Source organism: Desulfovibrio sp. SGI.102, from assembly GCF_050314315.1.
Lineage (GTDB): Bacteria > Desulfobacterota > Desulfovibrionia > Desulfovibrionales > Desulfovibrionaceae > Desulfovibrio.
Genome location: NZ_JBNPNC010000005.1, coordinates 61177 through 78470, shown reverse-complemented (window position 1 = coordinate 78470; position 17294 = coordinate 61177). Strand labels below are relative to the sequence as shown.

Here is a 17294-nt window from a genome sequence, read left to right as displayed (position 1 = left end):
TTGGATCTCTTCCCAGCAGCGTTCACCGCGAGGCTTGCGGCAGCGCTCTATCCACGGCTCGAACCAGGGGCAGCTATTGTAGCACATGGATATTCACCTTCTGGATGTGGAAAGCCCCCGCATACGAAACGTAGCGAGGGCTTGTTTCAGGTATTTTGCTTTGCCGACGTAAACGAAGCACAGGCGACGGGACATCATCGTTGCCCCTTGCGGTAGGCCGTGGCCACGAGGCTGTAGCCTGTGAACAGTTCACGGGGCCACTCCTGCCCGCTCTCGAAGCGGGCCATGGCGTGCAGCAGCTCCGGCAGCCGTGCCAGTACGTCGAATTTGACGTCTGGGGGGATGCCTAAGCGCCTGGACAGGAACGTCGCATACTCTTCCCTGTTGCCGGTACAGAAGCGGCTCAGGATGCCTTCCAGCGTATCCAGCCCGTGTACGGCGTAGTAGTTGAGCAGGACATTGGCCCCGGCCCGGATACCGTGCTCCGGCGTATCGAAGACGGCGTGCCCATGCTTGTCCACGGCTATCTGCCCGAACCACGGTCTCCCCTTTACGGTCTTGACGTTGAGGGGATTGTTGTTGCGGATGGCGAGCGTCTTTACGGCAGCCACCGCAGTTTCTCCGCCGCTGCCAGTGGCCTGATCTTCGTCCTGTCCCTCATCCCGTGCGGTCATGGCCTTCTGGAGCTGGGCAGACAGGGCGCTGGAGCGGGCCTGTTCGGCGCGATAGGCCGCTTTCATTTCGAGGTATCCGAAACTCGTAGCCGCTCCGGCGATGGCCGAGATGGCTGCCAGACAGGCGAACGTGTAGGCCTGCACTCGTAAGGTGCGCTCTGACATAGACGACTCCTTGAGAAAAAATGACGCCCGGCGGGAAGGTAGGCCACCGGGCACTTGCCGCTGTTGTTCGGGGTTGACGACGGAATGAAGCGCCGCCCCGTTGCGCTCTGCTGTCGATGCCCGTAACTTCCTTCGTCGTAACGGGCACGGCCCGGCGGGCCGCCTTTCGGTCGCGCTGGCCCGGCTATCAGCGGCTTTTGCCGGGCTCTCCACGGGGAGAGGGAGCAGTGGAAAAATTAAGGCCGCCTCCCCGATGGAAGCGGCCCGCAGCGTGACATGACACCCCCCAGGCATACGCAGTGAGGGGAAGGGGTGTCTGGCCTGCTGCTCCAGGTGAGCCTACGAAGTTCGCGGGCCCTGTGGAGCAACACATGGCGGAGGGAGGGGGATTTGAACCCCCGGAAGGCGTGAACCTTCAGCGATTTTCAAGACCGCCGCAATCAGCCGCTCTGCCATCCCTCCGCAGACCAATTTCGTGGCGTCACGAAAATGGTGGAGCCAGTGGGACTCGAACCCACGTTGCCGCCGTGCAAAGGCGGAGTTCTCCCGCTGAACTATGGCCCCGTGAAAAATCAAGAGCCGCCAGCCCGATGCCGACGGCCCCCCGGCAGGGGAACCTCAGAAAGCCTGCCGGAAATTTTGAGGCCGCCAGCCCAGTGCCGACGGCCCCGGCCACGATGGCAGCCCTTTTGTTTGGCTTCCGCACAAACCAAACCGTCGCGGCCCCAGTCCCGGCAACGACCGGTGGTTATTTCCAAAATGGAAAACACCACGTCTTGTGGTCGCTGCCAGTCAGGGGGGGGAGTTTCAGCCTCCATCCCCGCCGCCCATCGCTGCGCGGCGGTGTGAAATCTGAAATCATCCTGATCTTTGTTTCACGGCGTCCGTCCACACGCTTCCGCCGTGTCTGCTCCGGCCTGCGGCAACGGCTGGGGAGCTACCTTGCCCCGCTGCCTGTGCGGCCTTCGTCGCGTCTGTTTTCAAAGAGCCGGGGGAGCCGGTGGGCTTTCCCCATCTCGTTAAAAACAGTATCACTTATTTTAAGTGTAAAGTCAAGGGTAACAGAAACTTTTTTTAAGTTTTTCATTCCAACAAAAAAGGGGAGGCGAAAACCTCCCCTTTGAATCACGTCCTGCGGGATTCCTTTTATCTGCCCTTGATATCCTTCACAGCCTGCCTCATTACGTCTACCCATTGCAGCCCAAGAGCTTCACACAGGTTCATGGCGTCCCCGATGCGAAGTGTCTGAGGCTTCCTTTTTTCTCCTGCTCCCTGACCGACAAGTAAAGCCTGAACCTTTCCGGCTGGGTTCGCCATAAATGCGAAGGCCATTTTCCCCAGCGCATCATCAGACATGGACAGTTCTTTTTTCCGAGCCAAGAGGGAAGACCGTATGGCTGCCTCAAGGGCTGTCATATCGTCCTTTGTGAGCATTTGAAGCACTCCTTTTTTCCTCCTCTTGTAGCACGGATTTTGTGCTTAAGGATATAAACTTAAAATTAGTTATTGACAATAAACTTTTTTTAAGTGATTTTCTTTGCAAGAGGGCATCACTAAACTGCCCCACGCTAGCGGCTTCCTCCCCCGATGTACCGGAGGCGCGAGCGGCCTTGCGAAGTAGGCCGCGTTTGCGGATGGACGGCTCGATACGGTGGCGTCCGCATCCTACCGGGAACCACGACCCCATGCCCGAAGCGCAGCAGCGAGACAGGAGAAGACGCGAGGAAGGCGGCGCATCAGCCGGAAAGCTCCTGACCTGCCCCATGATGCAGTGAGGGCAGGGGCCGAAAGCGACGGGCGGCTCCATACCGGGACCACTTCGCCGGAAGGTCACAGCGGCCCCTCAATGGGTAAGGGGCAGCTTGGGCCTTTCGCTCAGAGCTCACCACCCGGGAGCCACTGGGGCATCTGTGGAGTTGTTGAGGATTATTCAATAGCTGGGATTCAACTGGTTACAGGGTGTAACCGGCTGGGGCCCCGGAACCGAACCTCAACCGGTGACAAATGCCACCGCTTCGCTCTTTGACAACCAGCCCCGACGAACCCGCCGACCATGCCCGTGCAGGCAGCTCCTGCCGTCCGTGGCCGGATCAGGGGGAGGGATGCCGCATAGGATGCGGTCGCGCTTGGACGGCGTTTGGACCAGGGCGCGAAACCTGCCACACCGGCAACAAAAAAGGCCCCCGGTGAACGAGGGCCTTGGGAAAAGTTAGAGGTGGAACAGCTACTTGCCATAGAGGGCGTAGACTACGCCACCGATGGTCAGCACAACCACGAAAATCGTCGCTGCTGTCATGATGCTCATGCTCACGCCTCCTTGTTGACGATGGCGATAATGAGCCCGCAGATGATACAGACCCCGCCGAAAATCAATGTTTCCGCCTTGGGCTCATAGATATTCAGGGTGCCCAGTGCGGCAACGCCAGTTCCTTGAAGTGAGAACTGGAGGTATGTCAAAATTCGCTTTTTCATATCCATCCCTTGCCTCCACAGTACCCGCTTGCCGGGGATTCGTCCACATTTTCCGGCCTCATTTCCAGCCCGGATGGTTCCAGGCTGGTGTGAAGTCAGAAAGCGTCTTGGTTTCACGGGCTGCTCGCAACTGGCGTCCACCCGTGCGGCGCTCTCGTCGCCACCGCCCGCCGCCTTTCGGCCTGCCGTGTCGCACACGGCCATTCTTGCGGGGGCCCCTTCTCCCGGGCCAACCTCGTTTCCCCTTCCCTGCCGTCGCGTGCTTTCCCGCTCCCAAAGGCTTGCGGCTTGCCGAGCTCGGTACTTGTGGGGAACGTCCACCGGGGAAGGCTTGTGGTACTCTGGGCCGTGGCCCGTGTTCCCGGCCTTTCCCGGTGTGCGTGAGGTTATTATGTTCACATATGTGAACCTAGTCAAGAAAAAATGTTCACCATAAGAAACAAATAGGATATAAAAAATCCCGCCGGGAGGGCGGGACAAAGAAATCAAAAATATTGGAGTGGCTCTATGAGCGCAGGAATGCCATCACCTGGACTTTCACGACTTCAGACAGCTATTTGGATAATGGGCACTGTCCTTGTTGGAGGGGGGGCGCTAATGTCTCTTGTGCTGCTGTGGCTGACCGTTGGTCAAGAAGATCATAGGCCTCCTTCAGACCACCCGCAAAACAGAATAACGAGGCCAGCACCAGAAGAATGGAGAGTGCCCGAAAAATCTTTGCCCCAAGGACAGCCCAATGGGGAGCAGGAGGCATCTGAAGACCTACCACCGTGGGTCATTCCCGGCTATCCTCGTTTTGGTCAACCACGCCCGTGGCCGTCGATGTAGTCTTTTGTATAACTATGAATTCTTCCAATAAAAAAGAGTATCACACTTTGGACAATGAACACGAATCAGTTTGGCAAAACCAACACGAAGATTCTGTCCACATTCAGGACATTGGATGATTTTTTTATCATCCATACCATGTGACATATTATTATCTTTTAACTTTCTAACGAGTTCAGAATTTATTTTTGACAAGTCAGCCTGTATTTTATTATCATTTATATCAAAAAATTCTTTTTTCCATTTCTCTTTATAACAAGTATTCAAAAAGCAAGCCACAATTATCAATATTAAAATAAGCATAACAGATATTCCAGCTAACTCCCTATCTCCAGAAAACAGCGAAATAAGCAATAGCGCAGAAGGGCACAACATACAATTTAATGCTATTAAATTTTGTTTTCTCGAAATATACGCATCTAATTTATCTATATATTTTCTTTTTGTTTTATACTCTTCTTCATTCGCCCATTTCCTAATCAATATTTCATTTGATTCCTTTTCCTGTTGCCTTCTTTTTTGTTCTTTTTCAACCTCTATTTTCCTTTTCTCTTCTTCTATCCTTTTTAATTTTTCAATTTCCTTCTGTCTTTCATCTTTCGGGCATCTTTCATAATATATTTTACCTTCATAGCACCGCCTAATTTCAGATACGCACGTTGCAAAGTCGCAATTAAACCATTCTTTATTTTCATTAAACTTTGAAAGTGACTTATGAACTTTTTGTTCTAACGTATATGGATCATCAACCAGTATTTCATAGTCAACAACAAAGGGATGCGGGACGCCTGTCGATTCAAGTTCTTTTGCGCGCAGCTCGGGATCTTTAAGGGTATATCCAACCTTGTATATCCCCGGCATAGACCGGTTGCTGATGATGTAAACGTATCCCTTCATAGTGTTTTCCTTTCATCTATATGGCCTGCCAAATAGCGCAAACACATTAAGGAATCAGTACCCCCACATCACCCAAACAACACGCCCGACAATGATTTGTTCCGCTTCTGCGATACCCAAGCGAAAATCGGGATAGGATTCCTTGTTAGGGTTTTCAGACTTGAACACGAACTCGTTTTTTTGGCGATCAACACCGATACGCTTGACCACCATCCCTTCATAGGGGATGCGCGCCGCGTAGAGTTCATTGGCGACAAAGGGAGCATCCTTTTTGACCCCCACAACAGAGCGATGTGGGATTAAGGGCTCCATGCTGTGCCCATCCACCAGGATGGCAAAATCAGCTTGGCGCAGATAGCTGGGAGGCGCGTAGACAGAGAAGAGCGGTGTCAGCTCGGCAACGTCGATGGCCGGGCCAGCTCCGGCAACATCATAGACGGAAAGCTCCTGCAAATTTTTTCCCTGGACCTTCTCCGTCGGGGCGTGGCTTGAGACCCTGCGGATTTCTGGTGTCCGGGCAGGAAAAAAGTCTTGGTAATCGAGTCCAAGGCATTCCAAGTATCCCATCAAGTTGGAAAAAGGAGCATTGGCAGCTTCTCTGTTACCATTGAGCCATTCGCCTATGAGGGAACGATTTTTTACGCCGATGATGTCAGCAATTTGTTGGAGCGTTTTCCCCTCACTCTTCATGGTCTGAACCTTGGAGAGTATCGCCTGCCACGCCATTTGTGCGGTATATTCCCATTTATCCATCTTGATTTCGTAGGCTAGGCTTGCGTTCACGGCAAGAAACGCAAGAATTATATGTTGCGCTAAATGTCCACATGTGTGAACATATCCCTATGAAAAATGCCATCGAACACTTCCGATTGGTCAGTGGACTGTCATTTCAGGAAATTGCCGACCGCTGCTCTATTCGCTCCCGATCAACAGTGCTTCAGCACTGCAAAGGGAGCAGACTCATTTCGGCAGAATCGGCTGTTAAATACGCTCAAGGGCTGGGTATCCCCCTGTCCGAGCTCCGTCCCGACCTCTGGCCGCCGGAGGACGGCACGAGTTCCAGCCCTGCCCCGGCGAAGGAGGCGGTATGAGTGACGTGCAGATCTTCAGGAACGCCGAGTTCGGCGCCGTGCGCGTCGTGGATGTGAACGGTGAACCCTGGTTCGTGGCCAAGGACGTGGCGCGGGCGCTGGGCTACCCGGAAAGTTCCCTTCGCCAACTCAACAACCTCTTCGGGCATGTCCCGGATGAATGGAAGGGTCGTAATTGGATTATGACCCCCGGTGGCGAGCAGGAGATGCTCATCATCTCCGAGCAGGGGCTCTACTTTTTCCTTGCCCGTTCCGACAAAGAGGCCGCCCTCCCCTACCAGATGTGGGTAGCCGGGGACGTGATGCCCAGCATCCGGCGCCACGGCGCCTACCTGACGCCGGCCAGGCTGGAGGAGGCGCTGCTGAACCCGGACACCCTGATCCGGCTGGCTACCACCCTCAAGGCGGAGCGGGAAAAGCGGCAGGCGCTGGAAGCGCAGGCCGCGGCTGACCGGCCCAAGGTGGTGTTTGCGGAATCCATCGAAGTGGCGAAGACCTCCATCCTCGTGGGCGAGATGGCCAAGCTCATCAAGCAGGCCACGGGCTATGAGATGGGACAGAACCGCTTTTTCGACTGGCTGCGCGCCCACGGCTACCTGCACAAGAGCGGCAGCGCCAGGAACATGCCCACGCAGCGCTGCATCGACGCGGGCTGGATGGAGATCAAGGAAGGGACGCGCATCGGCTCCGGCGGGGAATGCCACATCACCCGCACGCCCAAGGTGACGGGCCGGGGCCAGATCTACTTTGTGAACCTGTTTCGGAAAAGGGCGGCGGAAACTGCGTAGCATCATGCTGCCAGACTGCCTGACTGCCCTGTGGATGTAACCGTGTTTCGATAGATGGAAATTCCCCCTTTGAGCACGCCCACAGCGAGAAAAAACATGCCTGACTATCCCACCATGACGGCCACAGAGGCCATCCGTCACGCCAAGGACGTTTCCGGCATGACGGCGGAAGAGATCGCGGCGGCAGCCGGTATCAGGCCCGCCGCCGTGCGCCGCTACCTGGCCATGGATTCTGACGACTACTTCCCCGGCCTGGACAAAATCCCCGCCCTGTGCCGTGCCATGCACAATGACGTGCTGCTCCAATGGCTCCAGGCCCAGATCAGCAGCAAGAAGCGGGTGGAACAGGCCACGAGCCGGGCCGAAGTGCTGACCGCGGCGGCGCGCGCCGCTGCCAGCCTGGGTGATGTGCAGCGCACGCTGGCCAATACTGAGGGCAGCGGCATCACACCCTTCCGGGCCCGCGAGCTGCGCAGCCTGCTCCAGGACGTGGTGCTGGACTGCCAGCATCTCCAGGACATGCTGCTGGAACTGGCCAGCGCCAGCGACATCACAGAAGCGGAGCCGCTGTTCAGCCTGCGGCAGAAGCCCGCCACGACCCCGTGGTGGAAGAAGATATTTCAACGGTAGGAGGGAACCACATGCAGACGTCACTCCCCAATTCTGCCCAGCGCGCCATCACGGTGACCATGCCGTACCAACTTGCTTATGCCTCTCCCCTGCCCCGGCACAGATGGCAGATCATCCTGCCGGGTACGGGAGAGGTGCTGGTGCTGACTGAGGATGAATTTTCGGAAACGTGGGTACTGGAGTCCGAATGCCCGCCGGCGGTGCGCAAGCTGTTCGACGGCTTCGAGAGCTACGCCAGATGGCGCTGGGGGAAGTGAGGATGAACTCCGATTTTCGCGTATCCGTCGATTTTTTCGCCCACCACAAGACCAAGAAGCTCAGAAGGCGCCTGGGCTACGAGGGCGTCGTGGCGCTGCTCCAGCTTTGGGCCTATGCGGCGCGGGTGCGGCCTGACGGCGATTTGTCCGGCATGGAAGACGAGGACATCGAGCTGGCCGCGGACTGGTGCGGCGAGGAAGGCACGCTCGTGCCCACGCTGAAGAGCGTCGGCTTTCTGGACGAGGACGAAGGCGGGCTGCGCCTGCATGACTGGCAGGAGAACAACGCCTGGGCCGCGGCCGGTGAATCGCGCTCCGATGCCTCCCGCCTGTCGCGCATGGCGAAGGTCTTCCCTGACGAATACCAGGCGCTGGTCGGCGCCGGTATCCGGGGCGTCAGCAAGCGGGACTACGAAGCCTTACGGACATCCAACGACCGTTGGGCCGTCATCGACGGGATGATCAGGGGATGCCGACGGGCCGGCGGCGACGCTCAGGGCGCGGACAACGACCAGACAACGGTCGTCAACGAGGCTCGAACGGTCGTCGAACGACCGTTAACGACCGTTGAACGACCGTTCGACGATGATTTGAGCCCTGCCCCTGCCCCTTCTCCAGCCCCTATGGCTATTAATAATACCCCCCTTACCCCCCACGGGGGGGAAGGCCGGACGCGAAAGCGCGCTTCCGGGCCTGATTCTCTCCCGGCCCTGACCGAGGGCATCGAGGCTTACACGGAGGATGACGGCCTGCGGGAGGCATTGGGGGCCTATGTGGCCATGCGGCAGAAGATCCGCAAGCCTCTGACAGGGCAGGGGCTGCGCCTGTCGTTGCGCGAGCTGGACAGACTGGCCGGGGACGACGTGGCGCAGAAGATCGCCATCGTGGAGCAGAGCGTGCAACGCTCATGGCAGGGGCTGTTCGCTCTCAAGCCTGACAGCGGCGGAGGGCAGAAGGATAGCGGCGACGACCTGCTGGCGCTGATGGAGGCTTCCCGGAAGGAGGCACGGGAGGCGGCAGAACGGCGAGCACGGGAAAATTCGCCCTGGGGGAGGGTAGCGCAATGAGGCAGGAGAAATTCGACGGGATGTTACGGCAGGTCTACGCGACGTTCGGCCGGGCTGTCCCTGTGGGAGACGTGAAGGCCGTGATCTGGGAGAAGGTCCGCGACGTGCCTGATGAGGCGGCGCCCTTCCTGGCAGACCAGCTCTGCAACCGGGACGAGTTGCCCCGCAACGTGGGCAAGGCGCTCATGGACGCCTGGGGGACATGGAAGAGCCAGAATCCCGGCCGCATCGTCCGTGAGCACTGCCCGCATTGCCAGGATCAGGCCGTGTTCCACTGCTGGGCCCAGGAGCCGGAAAAGGAGAGGTGGCACACCTTTGTCGCGCCCTGCCCGTACTGCCAGACACCCACCGACGGCAGCCGGGTCCCGGCGGACCTCAAGGCCATGCGCGAGGCCGGGGTGGACATCATGCCGCCGGATTTCAAGGGCGGCCCCGTGGCCTATGACCGCTGGCGCGGCTACGGCTGCCTGTGGCCTGCGGGACTGGATACCGGCACGCCAAGGCCGCAGATGCGCGTGGGCGTGGATATGCGGCAGGATGTCCGCAGGATACGGCATATCCCGGCGCGGGAGCGGCATGACGCGGCCCCGGCCGAAAACTGGTAGCAGGAGAATGCCATGTACGGGAAAGCACGCATACCCGGCCCGGGCCGTTCGTACAAGGGCGAGGGCATGTTTCAATCCACAGTCGCCCCATCCGCCGACTGACTCCGCAGCCGACGGATAGGGGTCGTGCGGATTGCCCCTCCCTGAAGGGAGGGGTTACGGAAAAGGATTTCATCGGCTCCGCCGTCTTGTCAACTTCTCTTTTCCCCCTGAAGGGGGAGGTCTCAAACCACAAAGGAAGCCCCGTATGTTCGTTGAAGTCCGTGTCCATCTCCAGGAGAGCCTTCAAGGCACACTCGACAAGGCAAAAAGCGGTCTGGACCAGGCCTGCCAGATCTTCACACACCATGACCGGCAGGAGCTGGCGATATCGCGCCATGCCATCGTCAGGGGCAAAAAGCCCTATATCACGTACCGGGTCTATCCCGGCGACGACGACCCGCAGCGGACGGAGATCCCCGTGCGCATGCTTGAGGTCTTCTGATGGCCCGTCTGTCTGCGGAACAATGGGAGCAGGCCCGTGCCGAATATGAGGTCCGCGGCGTGAGCCTGGGGGAAGTGGCAAAGGCTTTTGGCGTGGCCACCTCCAGTGTCTCGCGCCGTGCAAGGGCCGAAGGCTGGACGCAAGGGAAAATGCAAGACCTTGTGGAACGCAAGGTGGCGGCTGCCAAGGAAATGCAGGCCGTGGAAACGCAAATGCAAGAGCTGCCGTTGCGTTTTCAGCTTACCTTGCAGGAAGTGGTTCAGGAACGCCTGCGGACGGAAGGGGCCGCCCTGAACTTTGCCCGGGCCGTGGCCATGAAGGGCACGGCCATGACCAGGGCGGCGGAGAGCCCTGCGGAGCTGGAGCTGCTGTCCCGCGCGGCGCGTAATGTGATGCCGCAGATGGACAAGGGGCAGCATACCACGGTCAACGTGCAGCAGCATGCCCAGGCACAGGCTGCCGCGGCTCCTCTGCCCCCTGCTCCACCGGCCGCTGATACCGTCGTGCGGGCCGTCCTTTCCGGTACCCTGGATGGGGATGAGGAGTAGGCCCGTGCTATTTGCCAAAGCATCCACAGCGGAGCGAGAGGCCCTGCGCCTGGCCTGTGAACAGGACCTGCTGACCTTCACGGCGCTTATGTTCCGTGCACGCATGGCCCAGCCGTTCCTGGTCAACTGGCATCATGCCAAGATCGTGGACGCCCTCATGGCCGTGTACCGGGGCGAGATCCACAACCTGCTCATCACCATGCCGCCCGGGGGGACCAAGACCGAACTGGCCGTGATCCACTTCATGGCCTGGTGTTTCGCCCGTTCGCCACACTGCCGCTTTCTGCACCTCTCAGGAGCGGCGGAGCTGGCCGCCCTCAATTCGGCCACGGTGAAAGAAATCATCGAGCTGGACGAGTTCCAGAGCCTCTGGCCGCGCCGGATCAGACCGGATACGCGTGCCAAGAGCCGCTGGAACATCGACGTGGGCGGCAGGACGGCTGGCGGGGTCTATGCCACGTCCACCGGCGGCCAGGTGACGGGCTTTCGTGCCGGCTACATCCGGCCAGGATTTTCCGGCGCCATCATCATCGACGATCCGCTCAAAGCCGACGACGTGTGGAGCGATGCCAAACGCGAGGCGGCCAACCGCAAGATCACGGGCACCATACGCAGCCGTCGTGCCAGCACGGAGCATACGCCCGTCATTCTCATCATGCAGCGGCTCCACGAAGACGACCCCGCGGGACACGCCCTGGCCGGAGATTACGCTCTGGACTTCACGCATCTGGAGATCCAGGCCGTACTGGACGAAGACACCGACAAAGAGCGGAGCTACTGGCCGGAGAAGGAGAGCCTGGCCTCCCTGCAAGAGCTGCGGGAGAAGGATCCGTTCACGTTCGCGGCCCAGTACCAGCAGCGCCCTACCTCGCTGGGCGGTGTCATGTTCAAGCGGGACATGATCCAGCGCTTCCGCGGCAGGCCGGAGGGATTGGTGCGGGCCGGGATATTCTGTGACACGGCCATGAAGGAAGGCGAGAAGAACGACTATTCCGTGCTGCTCTACGCGGCTACGGACGACAGGGACGTCTATGTCCTGGACCTGGACAGGGGGAAATGGACGGCACCGGTCCTGCTGGAACGGGCCAAGTCCTTCTGGGAGCAGCACAAGCCGCACCGTATCAGCAATCCTTTGCGATTCACTGGATGCCATATCGAGGACAAAGCCAGCGGTACCGGCCTGATACAGACCCTTCGGGCGCAGACGTCCATCCCCGTCATCGCGGTGCAGCGCAACCGGGACAAGGTGAGCCGCGCCAATGACGTGCTGCCCTATGTGGCCGGGGGGCGGCTATACATTCCTGATGACCAGCCATGGGCGGACGCTCTCATCGCGGAGCTGTGCGCCTTTTCGCCGGCCATGACCCATGCCCATGACGACCAGGTGGATACGGTGGTGGATGCCATCGATACCCTGCTTATGCCCACCGGCGGCATGCTGGCCGGTGCTGACTGGAGCTGACATGCTGCGACGACTGACGGATTACATCACCGGTGAACATTATTTGCAGGATCGGACGGGACAGCAGTACCGCCGCACGGTCTGTGCCCTGGCCTGGCCATGGCACCCCCTGCCCGGCTGCGTCCTGGTGCTGGGGGAGCTGCGCCACCGGCCCACATGCATAGGGACGCCGCGGCACGTTTTTCTGCTGGCGGAGCAGCGAAGCGATGACCCGGCTGCCTTGTTGCGCACCGCGGAACGCTTCCAGTTCCAGTACGGGGCGCCGCGCATCATCACCCCCGAGGATGATGACCGCATCCTGCTGATCGACGTGGAGAACGACCGCCGGCGGGAGGAGCGCAAGCCACCTCTGCGTACCGAGCCTCCCTTGCGCTGGCACGGCAAAGGAGAAGGCCTGCTGCCCTACTACCTCTCCCTGGTGCAAACACGGATCGTGGGGAACAAGACCCTGCATTTCAGCAGCACCAGCTCGGTCCCTGCCGAGGCGGGACTGGCATCGGCCGCTGCCGCGGGCAGCATGACGGCGGCCATGATCCAGTGGCCGGCCGTCTGCGCCCTGTGCTGGGCGCTGGAAGCCCTCGACATGCAGCCCATGCCGGAGTGGCGCGGATATGGCCACGGAACGCCCGGCGGACCGGCCGACAGCCTGGGAGGGTATTGAGATGGCTGTGGTGTATATCCCCAAGGTCCTCAAATCCATGACCGAGATCTGCGAGGCCTTTGGCGTGGGCGATAGCGTGGTCAAACAATGGGCGGCGGCAGGCGCTCCCATTGCCGTGGAAGGCAGCGGGTCACGGATGCGCTACAGCACGGAAATGGCGGCCCTGCAGGACTGGCGGCTGGGACGAGCTCACGCCTGCGCCACTGTTCCCGCCGAAGCATCGGGGACGATGCGGCAAAGCTCCGCCTGCCGGGAGGATTCCACCACGGAGACGTCATAGGCGCTTTGCAAGTTGCACCAGAAGGAGGCGCTGGTTCCGAAATAGCGGGCAAGACGGGCCGCCGTATCTGCGCTGATGCCACGACGCTGGTGGACGATATCCGCGATGCGCGTCGGCGGGACGCCAAGGGCCAGTGCCAGCGCATGCGGGCTGATATGCAGCGGAATCAGGAACTCTTCCAGCAGGACCTCGCCGGGATGGGTACGGACACGCATGGGATCTCACGTTCTGTTTTACGTTCACTGCCTTGCAGTAAATTGACGGGGTGGCAAAAACCTGTCAACCCCCTTCCAGCCCCCCTGCAGCCCCCTTACAGCTCCCAACAGGGCAAAAGCCCGTGCTACGCTTCCGGCAAAACCGGAGGCGTTTTTTCATGCCTGACAACGACAACAGTTTTTCCCGTGCTCATGCCTTCACCGCCCATTGGGAGGGCGGCTTTTCCGACCACCCTGCCGACAATGGCGGCCTGACGGCCTACGGGGCCTCGCTCAAGTTCGTGAAGGGCATCGCCGCGACCCAGCAGGGCCGCGACTTTTTGCAGCGCATCGGCTTCCGCCTGCCCGTCAACAAGGCCTCCATGCGTTCCGTGACGCCGGACATGGCCCGGGCCATGTTCAAGCGCGAGTTCTGGGACCGGCTGCGTCTGGATGACATGCCGTTCCGGCCTGCCTGCGCCCTGTATGACGCCGCCGTCAACAGCGGCTGTGCCCAGTCCGTCAGGCTGGCACAGCGCGGCTTCAACGCCTGTGCACGCGGCAGCAATGTGGCACTCGACGTGGACGGCATCCTTGGCCCCAAGACGCGGGCCGTCCTGGCCTGTGACACGGACGCCCTGATCAGGGCCGTCATCCGGGCGCGCCGCGCTTTCTACGAGGGGCTGGCCCGCGACGATCCTTCGCAGGCCGTTTTCCTGGAGGGCTGGCTCAACCGGGCCGATGCCCTGGAAAAGTTCCTGCTCGAATCAAAGTAAGGAGACCAGCATATGGACATCAGTTTCGTTTTTTCGGCCCTGACCGAATTCGCCAGCCAGAACCCCGACGCGACCTGGGTCGCCGTCGTGGTCTCCGTGCTGACCTCGCTCTGCGGCATCTGCGCCGTGGCCACCATCTGGATGCCTGTCCCCAGTGCGACCACCGGTCTGTATGCCACCGTCTACGCCCTCGTGCACTCCATGGCCGCCCATTTTGGCCAGAACAAGGGCGCTGTGGCCGATGGCAAGAGCGCGGAAGTCCAGGACGCCGTCAAGGCTGTCAAAGGAAAGTAATGTGCAGTCCCTGGCATCCATCCTCCTCGCATTGCTGCAGATGGGGCTGCATCTGCTGGAAAAGCTGGATGCGGCCAGTGCTGCTGATTTTCGCCGCCGTGTGGCTGATGACGGCGCCGGGGTGCTGCTCGACCAGCTCAACCCGGGACATACCGGCACTGCCGGTACTGCCCAGCCTGCAACGGGCCAGCCTGAACGGAACGATGGGCCTGTGGATGGACAGCGATGATGCCGGACACCTGGCAACATGGATCCACGATGTGACGGGGGAGAATGGACTGTGAACCAGTTCGGAAAAGACAGCGCGGAACACGCGGCGGAATACATTGGTGTCGTGAAAGGCACTTGGCCGCTGGTGCTCATTGCCGGCGCTGTGGCCGTGGCATCGGCAGCCAGACAGGTCAAGCGCGGATATAAACAGAGAACCATGGCCCAGAAGGCCGTCACGGTTCTACTCAACGCGATTCTAACCACAGCCCTGGCCGTGAGCTGTGCGCTTTTGCTGCCCCTGGTCGTCCCTGGTGTGACGCCGGAAGTGCAGATCGCCGTATCCATGACCGCCGCGGGCATGGGAGGAGAGACCGTCAAGCTGTGGTTCCTCAGGCGTCTGGGGCTGTCCGTTGTGGACCCCATGAATCCTGACGACATCAACGACATCAGGAGAGGGATGCCCCCGGAAACACGCAAGCGCCACGCCGGGCAATGCCCCTTCCGTGGCGAAGAATGCCTGCCCGCTGACAAGTAGAGGCCGCCATGTCCATGCTTTCCCCCACCACTTCCCTGTCTCCTGCTCCGGCAGCGCGACCCGCCGTTGACCGCAACGTGCTGGGCGTCACGCTTGGGCAGGAGCTGGGCGAGGCCCAGAAGGCCCGTACCCTGTACGAGCTGCGCTGGCTGGAAGACCTGCGCCAGTACAAGGGGGTCTATGCGCCGGAGATTACCGCGGCGCTGAAGGGGAGCAAGCGTTCCCGTGTCTACTACCGGCTGACCACCAGCAAGATCAACACCATGGTGGCCCGTCTTATGGACCTGCTCTTCCCGCAGCGCACCAAGAACTGGAGCATCAACGCCACGCCTGACCCCATGCTGCCCCCGGACATCCTGGCTACTGATATGGCCGATGACGTCAATGCCGGCATGGCGGCCATCCTGATGCCCCAGATGCAGCAGTTGCAGGCACGACACATCATCCCCGACAACCTGGCCATGCAGAAGATGATGGCGGCCGCCTATGAGCAGGTCACGGCCCAGCTCAATACGCCGGAGAATGTCCAGCGCGTGGCCAGTGAGCGTGCGAAACGCATGGAGACCCTCATCGACGACCTGTTGAAGGAATGCAATGCCAACGGACAGCGGCGTCCATCCTGGGCACAGAACTGTCGCAGCGTGGTGCACGATGCCTGCCTGTACGGCATGGGCGTGCTCAAGGGGCCGCTGGTCGAAAAGGTCCAGACCAAACGCTATGTCTGTGCGCGAGACGAAGCGGGACAGATGAGCTGGTCCGAAGAAGTCTATGCCGAGGAACTGCGCCCCTACCATGAGGCCGTGCCCATCTGGGACGTTTTTCCCGATCCCGATGCCCGTGAGCCTTCGGAGCTGCGCTACGTGTGGCAGTGCCACCTGATGACGGACAAGGACGTGCTGGAGCTCAGGACGTTTCCCGGTTTCGACGGCTCGGCCATAGCGCGTTATCTGCGCGAGCACGAGGACGGGGACGCCACCCTGGAGACCTGGGAAGCCAGCCTGCGCAACCTGGACAGCGAAAGCACCGGGACGGCCTCTCTCAAAAAGCGCTTCCGGGTCTGGGAACGATGGGGATTTTTGAGCGGCAAGGAGCTGCGTGACGCCGGGGCCGCCGTACCGGAAGGAGATGATGCCAGGGTCTACAGCTCCAACGTCTGGATGATCGGTGACAACACCGTCATCAAGGCCATGGTCAACCCGCTCGAGGGCGTGGACATCCCGTACTACTGGTACCCGTATTCCCGCGACGACTCCACCTTCTGGCCGGAAGGCATCGCCTCCCTGCTCCGCTCGCCGCAGGCCGGCATCAACGCCGCCGTGCGCGCCATGCAGGATAATGCCGGTATGGCTTCCAGCCCCTTTCTCGCCTTCAACATGCAGGCCCTGTGCGCGGAAGACGCTGCCGACCTGCAGGGAGCCATGGCCCGGGGCATGCTGCGTTTTGACAAGGTCGGCGTGACCATGCCCCAGGCTTTCCAGGCGGTCAACGTGCCGTCCTGTATTTCCGAGAATCTGACCCAGCAGCAGTTCTGGGCCAACTGTGCCGACGAGATCAGCACGCCGCGTTTCAATGCCGGTGACGGCAACGTGAGCGGTGCGGGCAAAACGGCTACGGGCCTGTCCATGCTCATGGGCGCCAGCAACATCCTGCTCAAGGATCACATCAAACTGTTCGACGATAACGTCATCAGCCCCTTCATCCGCGCCATGTACCGCTGGCTCATGCAGTGGTCGCCGCGTGAAGACTGCAAGGGTGACTTCGAGGTGGTGGCCAGCGGTTCGCAATCGCTCATCGCCAAGGAAGTCAGGGCCCAGCAGATCCCCGGCATCATGCAGTGGCTCGGGATCCCCGCCTTCTCACCGCACATCAACGAACGCGGTCTGCTCGAAGTGGCCTTTGAACAGACCGACCTGCCTGTGGAGCGCATCCTCTACAGCAAGGAAGAAGCCCAGCGGAACCAGCAGGAAATGCAGGCTGCCACTGCCCGGGCCAACGTGCAGGCCCTGACGCAGGAATTGCAGAAGCAGGGGCTGCCGCCGGAAGAAATACAGCGCCAGATGATCATTCTGCTGGCCCAGCTTGGACCTCATCAGACCGGTCATCAAGGCGCTCCGGGAGCAACCGCACAGGGGGTGGCGCCATGAGTGAAACGCCCCAGACGACGCGGGAGCTGATCCGGAAGTCTCTGCGAGACATCCGCCAGGCCGGGGCCGCCAGTGAATATGCCGTATGCACCCTCATGCAGGCCAAACTGAGTGAAGCGCGTGAGGAACTGGAATCCGTCACGGACAGCATTGCCATTTTTCGAGCGCAGGGACGAGCGCAAATGGCGCGTGAAATCCTCGATGCTCTCACCCGTAACCAACACTAACCAAG

At 60.2% G+C, this 17294-nt stretch carries 21 protein-coding genes and 2 tRNA genes; 15 read left to right on the top strand and 8 right to left on the bottom strand.

The annotated features are described in order from the left end of the window. Window positions 1-194: 194 nt before the first annotated feature. The 7 genes from ACQRCJ_RS02585 to ACQRCJ_RS02555 all read right to left on the bottom strand — a co-directional run bounded on the left by ACQRCJ_RS02585 (window position 195) and on the right by ACQRCJ_RS02555 (window position 5789). Window positions 195-839, bottom strand: coding sequence for a hypothetical protein (locus tag ACQRCJ_RS02585; RefSeq protein WP_427799320.1), 645 nt, complete (start codon window positions 837-839; stop codon window positions 195-197). A gap of 372 nt (window positions 840-1211) precedes the next feature. Beyond that, window positions 1212-1301: transfer RNA gene (locus ACQRCJ_RS02580), tRNA-Ser, on the bottom strand. A 28-nt stretch (window positions 1302-1329) separates the two neighbouring features. After that, window positions 1330-1403 (bottom strand) — tRNA-Ala (locus tag ACQRCJ_RS02575). 582 nt (window positions 1404-1985) lie between these two features. Beyond that, the gene (locus ACQRCJ_RS02570) at window positions 1986-2273 is read right to left on the bottom strand and encodes a hypothetical protein (RefSeq protein WP_300644946.1); all 288 of its coding nucleotides are present in this window, start codon (window positions 2271-2273) and stop codon (window positions 1986-1988) included. Window positions 2274-3146: 873 nt separating this feature from the next. Next, complete coding sequence (locus tag ACQRCJ_RS02565) at window positions 3147-3317, bottom strand: hypothetical protein (protein ID WP_297139143.1); 171 nt, start codon at window positions 3315-3317, stop codon at window positions 3147-3149. Between the two features lie 834 nt (window positions 3318-4151). Beyond that, window positions 4152-5036 (bottom strand): GIY-YIG nuclease family protein, encoded by an 885-nt coding sequence (locus ACQRCJ_RS02560; RefSeq protein WP_427799319.1) that lies wholly within the window; start codon window positions 5034-5036, stop codon window positions 4152-4154. 54 nt (window positions 5037-5090) lie between these two features. After that, complete coding sequence (locus tag ACQRCJ_RS02555; protein ID WP_304021798.1) at window positions 5091-5789, bottom strand: S24 family peptidase; 699 nt, start codon at window positions 5787-5789, stop codon at window positions 5091-5093. A gap of 334 nt (window positions 5790-6123) precedes the next feature. Between ACQRCJ_RS02555 and ACQRCJ_RS02550 the strand changes: the two genes are divergently transcribed. The 9 genes from ACQRCJ_RS02550 (at window position 6124) to ACQRCJ_RS02510 (ending at window position 12629) form a co-directional block, all read left to right on the top strand. Beyond that, the gene (locus ACQRCJ_RS02550) at window positions 6124-6915 is read left to right on the top strand and encodes a phage antirepressor KilAC domain-containing protein (protein WP_427799318.1); all 792 of its coding nucleotides are present in this window, start codon (window positions 6124-6126) and stop codon (window positions 6913-6915) included. A 96-nt stretch (window positions 6916-7011) separates the two neighbouring features. Next, window positions 7012-7545 carry a phage regulatory CII family protein gene (locus ACQRCJ_RS02545; RefSeq protein WP_297137277.1) on the top strand — a complete coding sequence of 178 codons (534 nt, stop codon included), beginning with the start codon at window positions 7012-7014 and terminating at the stop codon, window positions 7543-7545. Window positions 7546-7556: 11 nt separating this feature from the next. Then, on the top strand, window positions 7557-7802 hold the full coding sequence (locus ACQRCJ_RS02540; RefSeq protein WP_427799317.1) for a hypothetical protein: 246 nt from the start codon (window positions 7557-7559) through the stop codon (window positions 7800-7802). Window positions 7803-7804: 2 nt separating this feature from the next. Continuing rightward, on the top strand, window positions 7805-8869 hold the full coding sequence (locus ACQRCJ_RS02535) for a hypothetical protein (RefSeq protein WP_427799316.1): 1065 nt from the start codon (window positions 7805-7807) through the stop codon (window positions 8867-8869). Then, window positions 8866-9474, top strand: a complete 609-nt coding sequence (locus ACQRCJ_RS02530; RefSeq protein WP_427799315.1) for a hypothetical protein — start codon at window positions 8866-8868, stop codon at window positions 9472-9474. Before ACQRCJ_RS02535 ends, ACQRCJ_RS02530 begins: the two co-directional genes overlap by 4 nt. Window positions 9475-9721: 247 nt before the next feature. Beyond that, window positions 9722-9958: a hypothetical protein gene (locus tag ACQRCJ_RS02525; RefSeq protein WP_427799314.1), complete on the top strand. Its 237-nt coding sequence runs from the start codon at window positions 9722-9724 to the stop codon at window positions 9956-9958. After that, window positions 9958-10506 (top strand): hypothetical protein, encoded by a 549-nt coding sequence (locus tag ACQRCJ_RS02520; protein ID WP_427799313.1) that lies wholly within the window; start codon window positions 9958-9960, stop codon window positions 10504-10506. The genes ACQRCJ_RS02525 and ACQRCJ_RS02520 overlap by 1 nt, the downstream gene beginning before the upstream one ends. Window positions 10507-10510: 4 nt before the next feature. After that, entirely contained in the window at window positions 10511-11968 is a 1458-nt protein-coding gene (gene terL / locus ACQRCJ_RS02515; protein ID WP_427799312.1) for a phage terminase large subunit, read from the top strand. A 1-nt stretch (window position 11969) separates the two neighbouring features. Then, window positions 11970-12629 carry a hypothetical protein gene (locus tag ACQRCJ_RS02510; RefSeq protein WP_304021778.1) on the top strand — a complete coding sequence of 220 codons (660 nt, stop codon included), beginning with the start codon at window positions 11970-11972 and terminating at the stop codon, window positions 12627-12629. Window positions 12630-12818: 189 nt separating this feature from the next. Here ACQRCJ_RS02510 and ACQRCJ_RS02505 read toward each other — a convergent pair whose 3' ends face one another. After that, complete coding sequence (locus ACQRCJ_RS02505; protein WP_304021775.1) at window positions 12819-13124, bottom strand: HigA family addiction module antitoxin; 306 nt, start codon at window positions 13122-13124, stop codon at window positions 12819-12821. Window positions 13125-13282: 158 nt separating this feature from the next. Between ACQRCJ_RS02505 and ACQRCJ_RS02500 the strand changes: the two genes are divergently transcribed. From ACQRCJ_RS02500 to ACQRCJ_RS02475, 6 genes are read left to right on the top strand one after another with little or no spacing between them, the layout of a single operon-like run. Next, the gene (locus ACQRCJ_RS02500) at window positions 13283-13879 is read left to right on the top strand and encodes a glycoside hydrolase family 108 protein (RefSeq protein WP_304021773.1); all 597 of its coding nucleotides are present in this window, start codon (window positions 13283-13285) and stop codon (window positions 13877-13879) included. A 12-nt stretch (window positions 13880-13891) separates the two neighbouring features. Beyond that, window positions 13892-14173 (top strand): RNA-binding protein, encoded by a 282-nt coding sequence (locus ACQRCJ_RS02495; protein ID WP_072333298.1) that lies wholly within the window; start codon window positions 13892-13894, stop codon window positions 14171-14173. A 1-nt stretch (window position 14174) separates the two neighbouring features. After that, complete coding sequence (locus ACQRCJ_RS02490; RefSeq protein WP_072333301.1) at window positions 14175-14402, top strand: hypothetical protein; 228 nt, start codon at window positions 14175-14177, stop codon at window positions 14400-14402. A gap of 51 nt (window positions 14403-14453) precedes the next feature. Then, on the top strand, window positions 14454-14918 hold the full coding sequence (locus tag ACQRCJ_RS02485) for a hypothetical protein (protein WP_304021770.1): 465 nt from the start codon (window positions 14454-14456) through the stop codon (window positions 14916-14918). Between the two features lie 8 nt (window positions 14919-14926). After that, window positions 14927-17062, top strand: coding sequence for a hypothetical protein (locus tag ACQRCJ_RS02480; protein ID WP_427799311.1), 2136 nt, complete (start codon window positions 14927-14929; stop codon window positions 17060-17062). Continuing rightward, entirely contained in the window at window positions 17059-17289 is a 231-nt protein-coding gene (locus ACQRCJ_RS02475) for a hypothetical protein (RefSeq protein ID WP_304021766.1), read from the top strand. Before ACQRCJ_RS02480 ends, ACQRCJ_RS02475 begins: the two co-directional genes overlap by 4 nt. Window positions 17290-17294: the final 5 nt, after the last annotated feature.

Bases quoted from the DNA above. Each gene is read 5' to 3' on its own strand.
- ACQRCJ_RS02585 (WP_427799320.1), bottom strand. From the start codon at position 839: ATGTCAGAGCGCACCTTACGAGTGCAGGCCTACACGTTCGCCTGTCTG.
- ACQRCJ_RS02570 (WP_300644946.1), bottom strand. From the start codon at position 2,273: ATGCTCACAAAGGACGATATGACAGCCCTTGAGGCAGCCATACGGTCT.
- ACQRCJ_RS02565 (WP_297139143.1), bottom strand. From the start codon at position 3,317: ATGGATATGAAAAAGCGAATTTTGACATACCTCCAGTTCTCACTTCAA.
- ACQRCJ_RS02560 (WP_427799319.1), bottom strand. From the start codon at position 5,036: ATGAAGGGATACGTTTACATCATCAGCAACCGGTCTATGCCGGGGATA.
- ACQRCJ_RS02555 (WP_304021798.1), bottom strand. From the start codon at position 5,789: ATGGATAAATGGGAATATACCGCACAAATGGCGTGGCAGGCGATACTC.
- ACQRCJ_RS02550 (WP_427799318.1), top strand. From the start codon at position 6,124: ATGAGTGACGTGCAGATCTTCAGGAACGCCGAGTTCGGCGCCGTGCGC.
- ACQRCJ_RS02545 (WP_297137277.1), top strand. From the start codon at position 7,012: ATGCCTGACTATCCCACCATGACGGCCACAGAGGCCATCCGTCACGCC.
- ACQRCJ_RS02540 (WP_427799317.1), top strand. From the start codon at position 7,557: ATGCAGACGTCACTCCCCAATTCTGCCCAGCGCGCCATCACGGTGACC.
- ACQRCJ_RS02535 (WP_427799316.1), top strand. From the start codon at position 7,805: ATGAACTCCGATTTTCGCGTATCCGTCGATTTTTTCGCCCACCACAAG.
- ACQRCJ_RS02530 (WP_427799315.1), top strand. From the start codon at position 8,866: ATGAGGCAGGAGAAATTCGACGGGATGTTACGGCAGGTCTACGCGACG.
- ACQRCJ_RS02525 (WP_427799314.1), top strand. From the start codon at position 9,722: ATGTTCGTTGAAGTCCGTGTCCATCTCCAGGAGAGCCTTCAAGGCACA.
- ACQRCJ_RS02520 (WP_427799313.1), top strand. From the start codon at position 9,958: ATGGCCCGTCTGTCTGCGGAACAATGGGAGCAGGCCCGTGCCGAATAT.
- ACQRCJ_RS02510 (WP_304021778.1), top strand. From the start codon at position 11,970: ATGCTGCGACGACTGACGGATTACATCACCGGTGAACATTATTTGCAG.
- ACQRCJ_RS02505 (WP_304021775.1), bottom strand. From the start codon at position 13,124: ATGCGTGTCCGTACCCATCCCGGCGAGGTCCTGCTGGAAGAGTTCCTG.
- ACQRCJ_RS02500 (WP_304021773.1), top strand. From the start codon at position 13,283: ATGCCTGACAACGACAACAGTTTTTCCCGTGCTCATGCCTTCACCGCC.
- ACQRCJ_RS02495 (WP_072333298.1), top strand. From the start codon at position 13,892: ATGGACATCAGTTTCGTTTTTTCGGCCCTGACCGAATTCGCCAGCCAG.
- ACQRCJ_RS02480 (WP_427799311.1), top strand. From the start codon at position 14,927: ATGTCCATGCTTTCCCCCACCACTTCCCTGTCTCCTGCTCCGGCAGCG.
- ACQRCJ_RS02475 (WP_304021766.1), top strand. From the start codon at position 17,059: ATGAGTGAAACGCCCCAGACGACGCGGGAGCTGATCCGGAAGTCTCTG.